This window comes from Brucella haematophila (assembly GCF_005938105.1).
Taxonomy (GTDB): domain Bacteria; phylum Pseudomonadota; class Alphaproteobacteria; order Rhizobiales; family Rhizobiaceae; genus Brucella; species Brucella haematophila.
The window spans coordinates 21089-37552 of record NZ_VCPE01000019.1 but is presented as its reverse complement, the minus strand read 5'-3'; the positions used below and the strand labels follow the sequence as shown (position 1 = coordinate 37552).

Sequence of the window (16464 nt, the reverse complement as noted above, 5' to 3'; positions counted from 1 at the left end):
TCGACAGAGACGCCCAATCTGTCGACAAAATCTGATAGGCCCCGCTGGTCGACCGGAATTTGATACTCTATAGGCGAATTTAAATCGTTATAAATTTTACACGTGGAAAATTATATATTGACACGTTGAACAAGCTCCATCATGTCTAGAGAAGCTCGATAATGAGCTGAAGGCACCTGCCCTTCCGGGAGGTTTGAAGACTGACGCAAAATGCAACGGTCCGATGAACCAGCAGGTAAGTCATCATTCATGTCCCTGTTAGAAGGACAGCCCGGCAGACGCCGGTTCATTCGGAGGAAATCATGTTTCGCAATTCTCTCGGCCGCATTCTCTTTTCCGGCGTCGCCCTGGCCATGATGGCAGGCGCTGCCTCTGCCGAAGGTGTTGGCGCATCGCTTCTCACCCAGCAGCATCCGTTCTACATCTCGCTCGCTGATGCGATGAAGAAGGAAGCGCAGGCAGAAAACGTGCCGCTCGAAATCTCCATCGCCAATCAGGATCTGAGCAAGCAGCTCGCCGATGTGGAAGATTTCATCACCAAGGGCGTCGATGTCATCATCATTTCGCCGGTTGACAGCAAGGGCGTCCGCTCGGCCATCAACAAGGCTGAAAAGGCTGGCATCAAGGTCATTACCGTCGACGTACCTGCAATCAATGTGGATGTGACGTCCTTCGTCGGCACCGACAACTTTGCCGGTGGCGAACGCGCTGCCGAGCTGATGGCAAAGACCATCGGCGAAAAGGGCAATGTCGCCGTCATCGACTACCCGACGGTTCAGTCGGTCGTTGACCGCATTGAAGGCTTCAAGAAGGGCATCGCCAAGTACCCGGACATCAAGATCGTGGCGATCCAGCCGGGCATCACCCGTCCGGAAGCTCTGGCCACCGCGCAGAACATCCTGCAGGCCAATCCGGATATCGTCGGCATCTTCGGCTTCGGCGACGATGCTGCACTTGCTGCCGCATCGGCTGTGAAGGCCGCCAAGCTCGAAAATCAGGTCAAGGTGATCGGCTTCGACGGCATGGAAGAAGCCCGTAATGCCGTGAAGAACGACCCGATCATGGTCGGCGTTATCGCGCAGTATCCGGACCAGATGGGCAAGGTTGCGGTTGAAACCGCCGCCAAGGTCATCAAGGGCGAGAGCGTTCCGGCCAAGCAGCCGATCGTTCCGGGCGTCGTCACCAAGGACGGCGAAACCAAGTAAGACCGCGTGAAGCAGCGACACTCCTCCCAGTCGCTGTTTCCTTTCAGCGTGTGGCGGCCAGGAAAGCCTCCCCTTTCCGAGCCGCCACCGCATCCCTTTAGACAGCAGCACTGTGCGAACCCGGTAACATCCGGTTCGTGACGGACTGTAGCAAACGGAGCGTGGAGGCCTCAAAAGTGACAGATCCTGTGACAGCCACCAAATCCGAACAGAAGACGGCAGCAGATACGGTTCTGGAAATTCGCGATGTCGCGAAGTCTTTCGGCCCGGTCATCGCGCTGAAGCGCATGAACCTGACCGTGCGTCGTGGTCGCGTGCATACGCTGCTCGGCGAAAACGGAGCCGGCAAGTCCACGCTGATGAAGATTCTGGCCGGCGTGTTCAAGCCAACCTCCGGCACCATTCTGCTCAAGGGCGCGACCTATGCGCCGAAGAACCCGCGCGACGCGCGCGCCAGCGGCATCGCCATCGTTTTTCAGGAATTGAGCCTCTCCCGCAACCTGACTGTTGCCGAGAATATTTTTGCGAACCACGAGCCAAGCCGCTTCGGCTTCATCCGCGAGCGCGAGCTGAACGCGGAAGCGACCAGACTTGTTGCCGATCTCGGACTTCCGGTCGATCCGCGCGCCAAGGTCGGCGATCTTTCGATTGCCCAGCGCCAGCTCGTCGAAATCGCCAAGGGATTGAGCCAGCCTGCTGACGTCGTCATTCTGGATGAGCCGACCTCGTCGCTGTCCGACAGCGAAGCGGAAATCCTGTTTTCGATCATCGAGCGGCTGAAAGCGAAGGGCACTGCCGTCATCTATATTTCGCACCGCATGGAAGAAATCATGCGGCTTTCCGACGACATTACGGTTGTCCGCGATGGCGAATATGTCACGACCGCCGAAAAGAGGGAAACCAGCATCGACCGTCTGATCGCGCTGATGGTCGGTCGCGAGATGAACGATATCTACCCGCCACGTGAAGCGCCGCGTCCCTCGGAAAATGTTCCGCCGATTCTGGCGACGAAGAACCTCTCCGTGCCGGGCAAATTCCATGACGTCACCATCGATGTGAAGCCGGGCGAAGTTCTCGGGCTGTTCGGGTTGGTCGGTTCTGGCCGTTCGGATGTGATGAAGGCGCTGTTCGGGATGCTGCGTCCAACGGGCGAAATCCGGCTCGATGGCGAGGTCATCACCCTTTCCTCACCGACCGATGCCATTCGCAACGGCATTGCTTTCGTGACCGAGAACCGCAAGGAAGAAGGTCTTGTTCTTCCGCATAGCGTTGAGCGCAACATCAACATGGTTGGGCTTGGACAGCTGGCCGGGCCTTTCGGCCTGATGCGTTCCAGCGCGGAGCGCTCCGCCGCCAGGGCGGAAGTGCTGCGCCTTGCCATCAAGACAGCATCCATTGACACGGTTGCCGGATCGCTCAGCGGCGGCAACCAGCAGAAGATCGTGCTGGCAAAGTGGCTGCAAACAAAGCCGCGCATTCTCATTCTCGACGAGCCGACGCGCGGCGTCGACGTTGGCGCGAAATTTGAAATCTATCGCATCATCCGTGAACTTGCCGCCAATGGCGCGGCGATCCTGATGGTTTCCTCCGAATTGCCGGAAGTGCTGGGTCTCAGCGACCGTGTGGCCGTCATGCATAACAAGCATGTCGTCGCCATTGTCGATGCCGATGGCCTCACGCCCGAAACCGTCATGAGCTACGCAGCAGGAATGCACATATGAGCAACGTACAAAATCTCCAGAAGAAAGCCGTGGACGCGGAAGTCCGCCGTTCGCTTTTCAGCTCCCCGCTGATCCGCCAATATGGCGGCATCATCATCTCGCTGGCCGTGCTCTGCGTGGTCTTCGCGGTGTTGAACCCGCGCTTTCTCGCCTTCAACAACTTCATGAACATCATGCAGCAGGTGGCGGTGATTGCCGTTGCCGCCTATGGCATGACCTATGTGATCCTGCTCGGCGAAATCGACCTGTCTATCGGTTCGATCATTGCGGTTTCCGGCATGGTGGCGGCGCAAGCCTTTGCCATGGGCTTCGGCTTCGTGCCGACTGTCGTTTTTACGCTCGCGGCGGGCGCCATCATGGGTGGGCTGAATGGTGTGCTTTCGGCAAAGCTGATGCTGCCATCCTTCATCGTGACCGTTGCAACGATGGGCATCTATCGCGGCATGGTCAGCCTGCCGACCAATGGCGCACCTGAAATCATCGAAAACGACACATGGCTCGCCATTGGTTCGGAAAACTGGCTCGGACTGCCCATCATCATCTGGATTGTCGGTGTCCTGTTCATCTTCAACTATATCCTGCTGTCGAAGACCGTTTTTGGCCGCCGCATCTATCTGTCGGGCGGCAATAAGGAAGCGGCGATCTATTCGGGCATCCGTGTCGACCGCATCAAGATCATCGTCTTCATGCTTTCAGGCGTCATGGCTGCGATCAGCGGCATTCTCCTGTCGTCGCGTCTGTCCTCGGCACAGACCAATGCGGGCATGGGCTACGAACTCGACGCCATTGCGGCGGTCGTGCTGGGCGGCACCTCGCTTGCTGGCGGCGTCGGCACCATGGTCGGCACCATTCTCGGCGCGCTTATCATCGGTGTCATCAATAACGGCATGAACATGCTGTCGGTGCCTTACTTCTATCAGCTCATCGTCAAGGGCGTGGTCATTCTGGTCGCGGTCTGGCTCGATGTGCGCTCGAAATCCGTTCGTACGTAATCGCGGTGCAGCTTATGAAAAAGATCATCACCATCGGCGAAATCGTCGTCGAGATCATGGCCGTGGAAACCGGCAACGGTTTCAAGTCTGCCATCCCGTTGATCGGCCCGTTCGCTTCCGGCGCGCCTGCGATCTTCATCGATCAGGCGGCCAAAATGGGTCAGCCTTGCGGCATGGTCAGTGCAGTCGGCAATGACGATTTCGGCGCACTCAATGTCGAGCGCCTGCAAAAAGACGGCGTGGATGTTTCGGCCATTGGCGTACATCCGACAGCCGCCACCGGCAGCGCCTTCGTGCGTTATCGCCCGGATGGCAATCGCGATTTCATCTTCAATATCAAGCACAGCGCATGCAGCGCCATCGGCCTGACACCAGAAGCCGAAAAGCTGATCGAGACCGCCGATCACCTGCATATCATGGGTTCGGCCCTGTTCTCCGATGGTATTGTTTCGGCAATCCACGAGGCAACAATTCGCATCAAGGCGAAGGGCGGCACAGTGTCCTTCGACCCGAATATCCGCAAGGAAATGCTGGAGTTGCCGGGTATGCGTCAGGCACTGGCCCATGCGCTGGAAAACACCGACCTTTTCATGCCAAGCGGCCCGGAAATCTTCCTCTTCACCAAGGCGACCGAGGAAAAGGCTGCTGTGGAAGAACTGCTAGCACGCGGTATCAAGGCCGTAGTGGTCAAGCGCGGCGCTGACGGCGCCAGCTATTTCGACCAGTCCGGCGAAGTTTTCGCACCTGCTTTCAAGGTCGATGAAATCGACCCGACCGGAGCAGGCGACAGTTTTGGCGCGGCATTCGTCACCTGCTGGCTGCGCGACATGGCCCCGAAGGAAGCTCTTGTCATCGCCAATGCCACCGGCGCACGGGCCGTTGGTGTCAAAGGTCCGATGGAGGGCACCTCGACCATGGCCGAAATTGAAGCCTTCCTTCAGAAAAACGGAGTTTCAGCATGAGCAGCACGAACGTTCTGAGCGCACTTCCCGCCCGTTACGCCAGCGGAACTCGCGGCGGCATCACGTCGATCTGCTCTGCGCATCCGCTGGTGATTGAGGCCGCCCTTCTTGAAGGCATCGCGACCAGCACGGACGTGCTGATCGAGGCCACCTGCAATCAGGTCAATCAGGACGGCGGCTATACGGGCATGACGCCTGCCGACTTCCGCCGCTTTGTGGAAGACATCGCGGCTCGCGTCGGCTTCGACACCAAGCGGCTCATTCTGGGTGGCGACCATCTCGGTCCGAACCCGTGGAAGCATCTGCCTGCCGAAGAAGCCCTGCTGAAATCGGATGTCATGATCGATGCCTTCGTGCGCGCAGGCTTCACCAAGATCCATCTCGACACGTCGATGGGTTGCGCTGGCGAACCGGTTGCACTGCCTGATGCCGTGACCGCCGAGCGCGCCGCGCGTCTGGCCAAGGTTTCCGAAGCAGCGGCCCGTGAAGCCGGATACGACCTGCCGGTCTATATTATCGGCACCGAAGTACCGATTCCCGGCGGTGCGATGGAAGAAATCGAAGAGCTGGAACTGACCAAGCCGGGCGCGGCGGTTGAAACCGTCGCCATTCACCGCAAGGCTTTCGCGGCACTCGGACTGGAAGACGCCTTTGCCCGCGCCATCGGCGTTGTGGTGCAGCCGGGCGTCGAATTCGGCAACGAGAATGTGGTCTTCTACAACAGCGAAAAGGCGACGGCGCTGAGCGGTGTTCTCAGCGAAATGCCGCAATTCGTCTTTGAAGCGCACTCGACCGATTATCAGCCGGTGGAAGCGCTTTCCGATCTCGTTCACGACGGCTTCGCCATTCTGAAAGTCGGCCCCGGCCTGACTTTTGCCCTGCGCGAGGCGCTTTACGGTCTCGACCAGATTGCGGCTTTCCTCGACAAGCTGCCGGAAGAAGAAACCCTGCGCGGCAAGATGGAAGCACTGCTTCTGGCCGAGCCGAAGAACTGGGAAAAATACTACCATGGCGATGCGGAAGAACTGCGTTTGCAACGCCATTTCTCCTATAGCGACCGCATCCGCTATTACTGGCCGCACCCGGTGGCAACCGCTGCCGTGGACGCACTTTTGAAGCGTCTGGAAGGCCGCAAGATACCGGAAACGCTGATTAGCCAGTATCTGGGCACGCTTTATCCGGCGATTGCCTCCGGTGACGTTGAACCGACACCACACGCCCTGATGGTGGAAGCCGTCCGCAATGTTGTGCGTACTTACGGCAAGGCTGTAGCCTAAATTTCAAGGACAGCTTGCGCCTGTTTCGGGCGCAAGCCGCGCCAGAAAATCGTCGCACCATCGTGTGACGTCGTGGGTTTTCAGAAAATCCATCATGCCGTTAAAGCGCTCCTGCCGCTCCTCCAGCGGCATAGAGAGCGCACGCGCTATCGCATAGGCCACCGCTTCCGTGTCATAGGGATTGACCAGCACCGCGCCGTCCAGTTCCTGCGCAGCACCTGCAAAGCGTGAGAGCACAAGCACACCCGGATCATCCGGGTCTTGCGCCGCGACATATTCCTTCGCCACGAGGTTCATGCCATCACGCAGCGGCGTGACCAGCCCCACCTTTGACAGGCGATAAAGCCCGGCCAGAACATCGCGGTTGAGAGACCGGTTGATATAGCGGATCGGCGTCCAGTCGAAGGTCGCATTGGAGCCATTGATGCGCCCGGCCATTTCCGCTACCTCCCGCTGCATCGCCTTATATTCCGGTACCTCGGTGCGCGACTTCGGCGTTACCTGCAAAAAGGTGACATTGCCGCGATTGACCGGATCTATTTTCATGAAATGCTCGAAAGCTTCGAGCCGATTGGTAATCCCCTTGGAATAGTCCAGCCTGTCGACGCCGATGATCAGATCGCGCCCGCTCATGCTGGCGCGCATGCGTTTTACGGATGGGCTGTTCTGGGTCTTGCTGGCGATCTCGGCAAACATCTCCGTTTCGATACCGATGCCGAAACTGTCCACGCTGAAACTGCGCCCGAATGCTTCGAAGTGGCGGGGTTCGATCTGCTTGCCGATCCTTTCGCGCCGCAACCCGCCGATGAAATTCTCGACGTCGTTTTCCGTCTGGAACCCGACAAGATCATAGGCCGTCAAGCCGCGAATGATCGCCTCATGCACCGGCAAGGTCAAAAGCAGATCAGCCGGCGGCCAAGGGATATGCATGAAAAAGCCAATGCGATTTTCCACACCGCAGCGCCGCAACTCTTCGGCCAGCGGGATCAGGTGATAATCATGCACCCAGATGATGTCATCCGGCTCAAGCAGCGGCAGCAATTGCTGCGCGAACAGCCGGTTGACGCGGAAATATCCCGCCATGTCCTTGCGGGTATAATCGATCAGGTCCAGCCGGTAATGACAAAGCGGCCACAACATTCGGTTGGCGAAGCCAGCGTAATATTCGTCGATATCTTTCTTTTGCAGGCTCAACAGCGCATAGCTGATTGGCCCGACCTGCTTTGTTTCGAGCTGGTGTGTCTGCCTGCCGGATAGTGTTTCACCCGACCAGCCAAACCAGACCCCGCCGCGCACATTCAAAGCCGCCTGCAAGGCGACGGCCAATCCTCCCGCCGGTGCTTTCCCCTGCTTGTCCGGCAAGGGCACCCGGTTGGAAACCACGACAAGGCGTCCCACTCCACTCTCCTCTCAAAGTTAGAGCATTTCCAGCAAAAGTGCGTAGCGGTTTTGCGTAGGATAATGCGTAATAACAAATAGCTAGAGCGGCTCCACGATTCCGTTTTCACCGGAACCGCTCTAGCTATTTCCTGCAATGGCGATGATCCATGCCCGAACAGCCGCCGGAGAGGATATTGTCTCCCCGGGCAGGTCGCGGATCGCGTCGCCGACCGCAACGCCCAACCCGCCCATATCCATCGCAGCGCGCAGCATCGGCACATCCGTCAGATCGTCGCCGAAAGCGATCGGACGACGACCGGCAAAGGCCCCGCTCCGCATCAGACGGCGCAAGGCGGCGCCCTTATCGCCGTGGCGTGATCGCAATTCGAAAACGAATTTACCCGCCTGCACACGCCAGTCGGGACCGGCCAGTTTTTCCGCCGCGTCGATCAACTCACGAGCGATATCTTCCTTCTCGGGTGCTGCCCTGAAATGGACGGCAATAGCATTGCCCTTATCCTCGACCAGAAGACCGGCAATGCCCGCCTGCGTCTGGCGAATGAAGTCCTTGGCGCGCTCGAATTGCGCGCCCGGTTCGAGCATCTCGACATGCCCCGATGGAAGGCGGAATTCGGTTCCGTGCAATGCCGCGACAGCGCCGGAATAAGAAGGGAAGCGCTCCGCCACAAATTCCAACGGGCGTCCAGTCACGAGCGCCACGGCTCCGTACAAATGCTTGCGCAGTTTTTCCAGAGCATCAACAAGCGCTGGATCGACCACGACACTGTCAGGCGTCGGCGCCAGATCCAGCAAGGTTCCGTCGATATCGAAGAAAAGCGCATATCCGGCACTATCCGTCGATAGCGCCGCAAGCGAGGGGCTTTCTGAAGCTGCTTTGGAAGAGTGCATGAATTTCAAACCCCTCACACAATGAAAGGTTCCCTATTTCATGCATTCCACAAAAGCACGGCTGGAAAATTTCGTTCAAGCCGTGCGCGGTGTTTTCCTTTTGAACAGCACGGCCGCCAGACCGAGGATCAGGGTTCCCGCGATAAACAGAAAGGCTGCGGCGGCAATTGCCGGGCTGATGTTTTCGCGGATCGTGGAAAACATCTGTCGCGCCAGCGTTCGCTGGTTTGGCCCGGCGACGAACAGCGTCAGCACCACCTCGTCCAGCGACGTGGCGAAAGCCAGCACCGCACCTGAAACCACGCCCGGCATGGCAAGCGGCAAGGTCACCCGGCGAAACACCGTCAGCGGCGATGCGCCAAGGCTTTCCGCCGCCAGCTCCACCCGCCGGTCAATGCCTGCCAGCGCGCCGGTGACGCTCACCATCACAAAGGGGATCGACACCACCGTATGCGCGACGATGACCCCGAAATAGGAATTCGCAATCCCCAGCCGCACAAACAGCAACTGCATGCCGACGCCCATCACCACCGCAGGCACGACCATCGGCAGCAGAAACAGCGTGCGGATCGGACCCGACAGAAACAGCGCCCGATTGCGCAGGCCAAGCGCCGCCATGGTTCCGAGCACCGTCGCCAGCGCCATCGTGCCCGTGCCGATGATCAGGCTGTTGACGATGGCGCGTCGCCAGGCATCAGCCGTTGCCAGCTCTTCGAACCAGCGCATCGACCAGCTGGGCACGGGATAGGTGAGAAACACGCTTGAGGTGAATGCCAGCGGCAGGATGGCAAACAACGGCGCGACAAGAAAAATGACCGCGGCAACGCCGAAGATGATTTTGACAGAGCGCCCCATGGTCATGCCCTCCCCGGCTTTTCGTTGGTCAGGCGACCATAGACCGCGTAAAGCACCAGACACACGACCAGCAGCACCATGCCCAATGCGCCCGCCATGCCCCAATTGGCCGAGCCGGTTGCATAATAGGCGATGATCGAGCTGATCATCTGGTCGCTCGGACCGCCGATCAGCGCCGGTGTGATGTAATAACCAATCGCACTCATGAAGACGAGCAACATGCCGGACAGAATTCCACGCATACTGAGCGGCAGCAGAACCCGCAGGAATGCGCGCCATGGCGGCGCGCCCAGCGAAGCGGCGGCAGGCATCAGATTATTCGGGATGGACACCAGCACGCTGTAAATCGGCAGAACCATGAACGGCAAAAGCACATGCGTCATGGCGATGATCACGCCGGTCCGGTTGAAGATCAGCGGCAACGGCCCGTTCGTAAGCCCGAGCCAGGTCAACGTGTCGTTGATCAACCCCTTATCCTGCAACAGAATGAACCAAGCCGCCGTGCGCACCAGAAGCGATGTCCAGAGCGGAAGCAGCACGGCTGCAAACAAGGCGCTTTTCACCCAGCCCGTGGCGGAAGCCAGCAACACCGCATAAGGATAGCCGATAGCGGCGCAGGCTAATGTGACCAGCGCGGCGATCCAGAAGGTGCGCAGCATGATGGCGCGATTGGCCGATGTGCCCGGCGCCATGGAAACAATCTCGCCGGAACTGTCGCGTTCCATATCCACAGCGGCCAATAGATTGCGATCCGTGGTGGGGGACAGGGCATTGGCAATTGCGCGCCAATATTGAGGCTGGCTCCAGCGTTTATCTACCGCCTCCAGATCAAGCGCGGGATCGCCCTTCTCAATGGCCGAGATCGTCTTGCTCATCAGCGTGCGAAAGCCCGACTGGGCGCTGTTCAAGCGCCGCACCATATCGCCAACCGCCTGCTGATCGGTAGAGGTCTTGAGATCGGCAACCAGCGCCTGTTTCATCTCCGATGTCGGGCCGGATTGACCGTCCCATGCGCCGACCGCTTCTGCCGTTTGCGGCAAAACACGCAACACCGCCGTGTCAGAAATTGCCTGTTTCATCATCACGCCGAGCGGCCACAGGAAGAACAGCGCAATGAAGATCAAAAGCGGGGCGATGAGCAAAACGGAGCGCGTGCTCTTGGCGGAAAGTACCGTCATGCGACAATGGTCCAGCAATCAGCGGCATTGAAATGCGCCACCACATCGACCCCCGGCTTCCATTCGCGCGCCTTGCGATCAAGACGGACAATGAAATTATGCGCCTTGTCATCCAGCTTGATGCGCAAATGGTCGCCCTGATAGACACTGTCGGTAACACGCGTGCTGAGACTGTTGTCCGCTTTGCCCTCGCCGCCCAGTTCTATCCGCTCCGGGCGGATTGAAAGCAACACGTTCTGTCCCGGCGTCAGCGCGCCGGATGAAGAGGCATTCAGCTCGGCGCCGTTGTTGAGGCGTATCAACGTATTGGTTCCGTCGATGCGCTCCACCTTGCCTTCGGCGAGATTGGTTTCGCCGATAAATTCGGCCACGAAACGGGTCTTTGGTTCGTCATAGATTTCGCGCGGCGAGCCGATCTGTTCAATCTGACCTTTGTTGAACACAGCGATGCGGTCCGACATGGTAAGAGCTTCGCTCTGGTCATGCGTCACGAAAACGATCGTCAAACCGAGGCGGCTATGCAGAGCGCGGATATCGAGCTGCATCTGTTCGCGCAACTGCTTGTCGAGCGCACCGAGCGGTTCGTCCATCAGCACCACGCCCGGTTCGAAAACCAGCGCACGGGCCAGAGCCACACGCTGCTGCTGCCCGCCGGAGAGCTGCGATGGCTTGCGCTCGCGCATGGTGGAAAGCTGCACCATATCCAGCACTTTTCCGACCTTGTCGGAAATTTCCGCTTTGCCAAGCCCGCGCATCTGTAGTGGAAACGCCACATTCTCGCCGACACTCATATGCGGAAACAGCGCATAGTTCTGGAAGACCACCCCCATATTGCGCTTATAGGACGGCACATCATTGATGGGCTTGCCATCGACAATGAGCTTGCCACCGCTCGGACTTTCAAAGCCTGCGAGCATCATGAGAAGCGTGGTCTTGCCCGAGCCCGACGGCCCCAGCAGACTGACAAACTCACCGCGTGCGATATCGAGGTTAAGCCCGTCTATGACTTTGAAATCGGCGTAGGATTTACTGATATTCTCAAATCGAATTCGATAGTCCGTCAATGAATCACTCCATTTGCCGGCAATCGGAATATCCCGTCCACCCGCCAGAGCGGTTCCGGTTTTAACGAAACGCTCCAGCTAGTTGTTTTAACGGCAGACGGGACGGCGATAGGCGTTTTTCAGGCTACCCTCTTACTGCGCCAGCCAGGCGTTGAAACGCTTCGTCAGCTCTTCCGAATTGTCGATCCAGAAATCGACATTGAGCGGAATGGCATCCGTCATGTTGGCTTCCGCTGTTGGCAGATCGCTTGCAAATTCCGCCGGAACTTTGCTGGCGGCTTCCTTGTTCGGAAGACCGTAGGCAACAAATTTCGGTAGCTTGACCTGGTTTTCAGGCTCGCTTGTGAAAGCGATAAAATCCATGCCCGCGTCCTTGTTCTCGGCGTCCTTCAGGACAACCCAGCTATCGACGGCATAGATGCTGCCCGGCCAAACCACCTTGAAATTCTTGCCCTCAGCGCGATTGATGCCGGTGATACGCCCATTATAGGCCGAGGCCATCACAACTTCGTCGGATGCCAGCAGTTGAAGCGGCTGCGCACCAGCTTCCCACCAAACGATATTCGGCTTCAGCTCATCGAGCTTCTTGAATGCGCGGTCAACGCCTTCCGGCGTGCCCAGCACGTCATAGACTTCGTCCTTCTTGACGCCGTCTGCGAGCAGCGCGAATTCAAGCGTGTATTTTGCACCCTTGCGCAACGAGCGTTTGCCGGGGAACTTCTTCACATCCCAGAAATCCGCCCAGGACTTGGGACCGTCCTTAAACTTGTCGCCATTATAGGCGATGGCCGTGGACCAGACGATGGCGCCGACGCCGCAATCATTGACCGCGCTGTCGAGAAACTTGTCCTTGCCGCCAAGCTTGGCCCAGTCGATCTTTTCATAGAGACCGTCCGCACAGCCAAGCGCCAGTTCTTCGGCTTCCACCTGCACCACGTCCCAATTGGGTTTGCCAGCCTTCACCTTGGCCTGAATGACGCCGTAGCCGCCGTCCCAGGATTCATCAAGCAGCGGCTTTCCGGTCTTTTCCGAAAACGGTTTGAAATAGATTTCGCGTTGCGCATCCTGATAGTTACCGCCCCAGGAGACAACTGTCAGATCGCGCGCCGCAGCAGGCGCAACATGAAAACCGGTGACAGTTGCGAGAAGTGCACCGGCGAAGGCAAGGCGTGCCATTTTCATAATCTTATTTCCCCATTTGTTTCGACAGGTTTGTCCTGCCGTTGTTGTAATGGGGACCATGCTAGCCCGATCATTTGTTGTGGGCAATAAAGTATTCGCGGCACACTGCAAAAGTCGAATGGGCGGTGTGGCCTTAAAATAGCGACCGGGGAATATCCCGTTCAGGTCTCGCTTTGCTGCGGATTTCCTTACGCCGCCGCAAGCAATTGTCGGGAGCGAAGCACTGACAATGCGCCTTCGGCGAAATAATAAGCTTCCTCGATATGCGGCTGGCCGGAGAGGATGAAGTGGTCAAACCCGACTTCGTGATATTGCGCGATCAGCTCTGCTACCTGCTCGTGGCTGCCGACAATGGCCGTTCCCGCCCCGCCACGAACCAGCCCATAACCCGCCCAAAGGTGCGGATAAATTTCGAGATCACGCGCGCTACGCAGCGCGAAAGCCTGCTCGCTTTTGTCCTTGTGCAGCGCGTTCATTCGCGTCTGGCCGACCGATTGCGTGCGGGCAAGAATGGCCTGTGCGCGCTGAATACGTTCTGGTGAAAGCTTCGCCAGCAAGGTATCGGCTTCCGCCCAGGCTTGCGACTCCGTATCACGACTGATCACATGCAGCCGGATACCGAAGGACAATTTGCGCCCAAGCGCCGCCGCCTGTGCTTTGAGAGTGCGGATACGCTCTGCCTCGAATTCCGGATTCTCGCCCCAGACCAGATAGGTATCCACATGCTGCGCCGCGACATCGCGCGCTGCCTCGCTTGCACCGCCGAAAAAGATCTTCGGCAGGCCATATCCGCCGAAGTCGATCTGCGCGCCCTCAATGCGATAATGCTTGCCTTCGAAATCGAAGCGCTTGTCACCACCTGCCGGCAAGGCAACACCGCGCAGAATTTCCAGAAACTCACCTGTTCTCTCATAGCGGGCATCGTGATCGAGATAGTCGCCAAAGCGCTTCTGCTCGACCGGATCGCCACCCGTCACCACATTGAGCAATAACCGTCCGCTGGAAATGCGCTGGAATGTCGCCGCTTGATGAGCGGCAAGCGTTGGCGAAATAAAGCCTGGACGAAAGGCTACCAGAAACTTCAACCGGCTGGTCACACGCGACAGTGCCGCCGTGGTTATCCAGGCATCTTCGCACCATGTGCCGGTAGGCGTCAGCACGGCTTCGAAGCCGAGAAGCTCCGCCGTTCTGGCGATCTGTTCCAGATAATCAATGGTTGGCTTGCGCCAGCTCAGACCTGACGGGCCATTGCCAAGATGCGAGTCGTCACCGGAGCCAACGATCTCCCGGCTGTCGCCATTGGTCGGCAGATACCAGTGCACATGAATACCGCTCATTGCGCCGCCTCCGTAACCGGAGACGCCCATTGCGAGCGATCGCGCGCAACCGCACCCGGATGGTCATCACGCAGCAGACGGTGCCCCTCGCCCTGAAAGCGCTCACGGATCGTCACCGGCTCTTCACTGCGAGCGCGGATACGCCCGCGCTTGCGCAATTCCGGCACGACATGTTCGACAAAATCTTCAAACGTACCGGGGCTGATCACATAGGCCAGATTGAAACCATCAATACCGCCCTCATCGGCAATACGTTCCAGCTCGTCTGCAATGGTCTGCGGCGAGCCGACCAGCTTGGGATGGATACCGCCGACACCGATATATTCGGCAATGCCTTCCACCGTCCAGCGACGGTCGGCATCAATGCTGGTAAGGCCCGCAAGCGCCGAACGCCCGGCGTTGGTTTCGATATATTCAAGCGGATGGTCGAGTGGATACTGGCTCCAATCCACACCGGTCCAGGCAGAAAACAGCGCCAGCGCCGCTTCCACATTGGTGTAGGACAGATAATCCTTGTACTTTGCCTGCGCTTCTTCATCCGTTGGGGCAGTGATGACCGTCACAGCCGTGATGAACTTGATGGCGTCGGGCGAACGGCCAAGCGCGACAGCCTGCGCACGGATGGCGTCTGTCGAGCGGCGGATGGCCGCCGTATTGGTACCACCAAGGAACACCACTTCCGCATTGCTTGCCGCAAATTCGCGCCCGCGCGGCGAAGTGCCTGCCTGAAACAGCAAGGGCGTCCGTTGCGGGCTTGGCTGAGAAAGATGAGCGCCCGGCACATTGAAATAGCGACCGTGGAAATTGATCGGATGGACCTTCGACGGGTCGGTATAGATCCCCTTTTCCCGATCACGCACCACGGCACCGTCCTCCCACGAACCTTCCCAGAGACGGTAGGTCACGTCGAGAAATTCCTGCGCACGATCATAGCGCTCGTCATGATCGATCTGGCGCTCAAGCCCAAGGTTTTTGGCCGCAGATTCCAGAACCGACGTTACAACGTTCCACGCAATGCGCCCTTTGGTCAGATGGTCGAGCGTGGTGAATTTGCGTGCCAGCAGATAGGGCTGTTCATAGGTTGTCGAAACCGTGATGCCGAAGCCCAGATGCCGGGTGGCCGCCGCCATCGCCGAAACAAGCAGAAGCGGATCATTTACCGGCGACTGGGCGGCTGTGCGCAACGATGAATCCGGTGTGCCGTTGAAGACATCGAGATGCCCAAGTGCGTCTGCCAGAAACAAGGCATCGAAACCACCTTCGTCCAGCGTTTTGGCAAGGTTCACCCAGTAATCGATGCTGGTGTAATTATGCGCCTTGTCCTGCGGATGCCGCCACAGGCCAGCCGAGACATGGCCGACGACATTCATGCCGAACCCGTTGAGAATGAATTGCTTTTTTGTACTCACGGCTGTGTTCCATCACGAATTATTCTATAATTTCTATATAAATAATTCGATGAATGGATACTGTCGTGCGCATTCCTGCCAAAAAAGAGACCCGCAGGAACATATTTTTCCTACGGGTCTATATTTGATTCCAATACTTAAAAGCTGTCCACTAGCTCTTTCAAACTGAATTGCAAAAGATGCCGTTTCTTACACCGCCAGATGTCTGGTGGCTCTCAGCATCAGCGTCCAGCCCCAGTCATTGGCTTCAAGCAGGTCGCGAAGGCGATGCCCCATCACCGGCGCCAGTGCATTGTTGAGTTTTTGCGATGTCAAAAAACGCCGGTAACCCCGTTGCGCCACGGGCGTGATCGAACGCAACTGTTCAATCTTGAAGTATGGAGACGCCAGCCCGGTCAGCTCTGTCCGGTCGACCCAACGGCGAACCTGTCCCGGACCGGGCGGAGCGACGCTGCAATGTCTTTGCAGCACGGGACGGTTTTGCGTCGCGAGCAGCAACATGCCGCCTGGCACCAGCAACTCGGCCAGCCGCTCCATGAAATGGGGCTGGTTCTCGACATGTGACAGCACTTCCAGACTGACAATCACGTCGAAGGATTGTGGTTCGAAGGAAAGGGAAAAGAAATCACCCGACACGAATTTGATTTCCGGCCAGCGCGCCTGCGCCCGCTGCAAAACTTCGTCGGAAAGGTCGGTTCCTACCACGTCGCCAAACCGGGCAAGCTCTGGACAGAGCCACCCCGCACCGCAGCCAACTTCGAGGATTTTCAACCCGCTTCTGCCCGTGCGCGCCAGACTGTCGAGAACCATCTCCGCCTGCCGACGCGAGATTTCGTGCAGCTCCTTTTCGCGGGTCTGCGCGTTCCAGTCGTTCCAGAATTGGCGTTGCTGTTCGGGTTCTATGTTCATGCATGCAGAATGCACAAACAGAGTTGTTGAGCATATCGCCGTATAAGGTGGAGCCGCTACGCCTTTCGACGGAGCGACACCCCA

At 58.1% G+C, this 16464-nt stretch carries 14 protein-coding genes; 5 read left to right on the top strand and 9 right to left on the bottom strand.

Translation table 11 applies throughout. The annotated features are described in order from the left end of the window. The first annotated feature begins 302 nt into the window (after window positions 1–302). The 5 genes from FGI60_RS22030 to FGI60_RS22010 all read left to right on the top strand — a co-directional run bounded on the left by FGI60_RS22030 (window position 303) and on the right by FGI60_RS22010 (window position 6157). A complete protein-coding gene (locus FGI60_RS22030) occupies window positions 303–1205 on the top strand; it encodes a substrate-binding domain-containing protein (RefSeq protein WP_138787007.1) in 903 nt (300 codons plus the stop codon). A 176-nt stretch (window positions 1206–1381) separates the two neighbouring features. Then, window positions 1382–2926, top strand: a complete 1545-nt coding sequence (locus FGI60_RS22025; protein WP_138787006.1) for a sugar ABC transporter ATP-binding protein — start codon at window positions 1382–1384, stop codon at window positions 2924–2926. Beyond that, a complete protein-coding gene (locus FGI60_RS22020; RefSeq protein ID WP_235889896.1) occupies window positions 2923–3918 on the top strand; it encodes an ABC transporter permease in 996 nt (331 codons plus the stop codon). Before FGI60_RS22025 ends, FGI60_RS22020 begins: the two co-directional genes overlap by 4 nt. A gap of 14 nt (window positions 3919–3932) precedes the next feature. Further along, a complete protein-coding gene (locus FGI60_RS22015) occupies window positions 3933–4880 on the top strand; it encodes a tagatose kinase (RefSeq protein WP_138787005.1) in 948 nt (315 codons plus the stop codon). Next, complete coding sequence (locus FGI60_RS22010) at window positions 4877–6157, top strand: D-tagatose-bisphosphate aldolase, class II, non-catalytic subunit (RefSeq protein ID WP_138787004.1); 1281 nt, start codon at window positions 4877–4879, stop codon at window positions 6155–6157. Before FGI60_RS22015 ends, FGI60_RS22010 begins: the two co-directional genes overlap by 4 nt. 3 nt (window positions 6158–6160) lie before the next feature. Here the strand turns inward: FGI60_RS22010 and otsA are convergent, their stop codons facing one another. The 9 genes from otsA to FGI60_RS21965 all read right to left on the bottom strand — a co-directional run bounded on the left by otsA (window position 6161) and on the right by FGI60_RS21965 (window position 16380). Continuing rightward, window positions 6161–7555, bottom strand: coding sequence for an alpha,alpha-trehalose-phosphate synthase (UDP-forming) (otsA, locus tag FGI60_RS22005; RefSeq protein ID WP_138787003.1), 1395 nt, complete (start codon window positions 7553–7555; stop codon window positions 6161–6163). A 120-nt stretch (window positions 7556–7675) separates the two neighbouring features. After that, a complete protein-coding gene (otsB, locus tag FGI60_RS22000) occupies window positions 7676–8446 on the bottom strand; it encodes a trehalose-phosphatase (protein ID WP_138787002.1) in 771 nt (256 codons plus the stop codon). Between the two features lie 75 nt (window positions 8447–8521). Continuing rightward, window positions 8522–9301, bottom strand: a complete 780-nt coding sequence (locus FGI60_RS21995; protein ID WP_138787001.1) for an ABC transporter permease — start codon at window positions 9299–9301, stop codon at window positions 8522–8524. A gap of 2 nt (window positions 9302–9303) precedes the next feature. Beyond that, window positions 9304–10479 (bottom strand): ABC transporter permease, encoded by a 1176-nt coding sequence (locus tag FGI60_RS21990; RefSeq protein WP_138787000.1) that lies wholly within the window; start codon window positions 10477–10479, stop codon window positions 9304–9306. Next, a complete protein-coding gene (locus FGI60_RS21985; RefSeq protein ID WP_138786999.1) occupies window positions 10476–11543 on the bottom strand; it encodes an ABC transporter ATP-binding protein in 1068 nt (355 codons plus the stop codon). The genes FGI60_RS21990 and FGI60_RS21985 overlap by 4 nt, the downstream gene beginning before the upstream one ends. Window positions 11544–11675: 132 nt before the next feature. Beyond that, the gene (locus tag FGI60_RS21980; RefSeq protein WP_171058833.1) at window positions 11676–12725 is read right to left on the bottom strand and encodes an ABC transporter substrate-binding protein; all 1050 of its coding nucleotides are present in this window, start codon (window positions 12723–12725) and stop codon (window positions 11676–11678) included. A gap of 188 nt (window positions 12726–12913) precedes the next feature. Further along, window positions 12914–14062: an LLM class flavin-dependent oxidoreductase gene (locus FGI60_RS21975; RefSeq protein ID WP_138786998.1), complete on the bottom strand. Its 1149-nt coding sequence runs from the start codon at window positions 14060–14062 to the stop codon at window positions 12914–12916. Further along, on the bottom strand, window positions 14059–15432 hold the full coding sequence (locus tag FGI60_RS21970; RefSeq protein WP_138787073.1) for an LLM class flavin-dependent oxidoreductase: 1374 nt from the start codon (window positions 15430–15432) through the stop codon (window positions 14059–14061). The genes FGI60_RS21975 and FGI60_RS21970 overlap by 4 nt, the downstream gene beginning before the upstream one ends. Window positions 15433–15660: 228 nt before the next feature. Beyond that, complete coding sequence (locus tag FGI60_RS21965; RefSeq protein ID WP_138786997.1) at window positions 15661–16380, bottom strand: class I SAM-dependent methyltransferase; 720 nt, start codon at window positions 16378–16380, stop codon at window positions 15661–15663. Window positions 16381–16464: the final 84 nt, after the last annotated feature.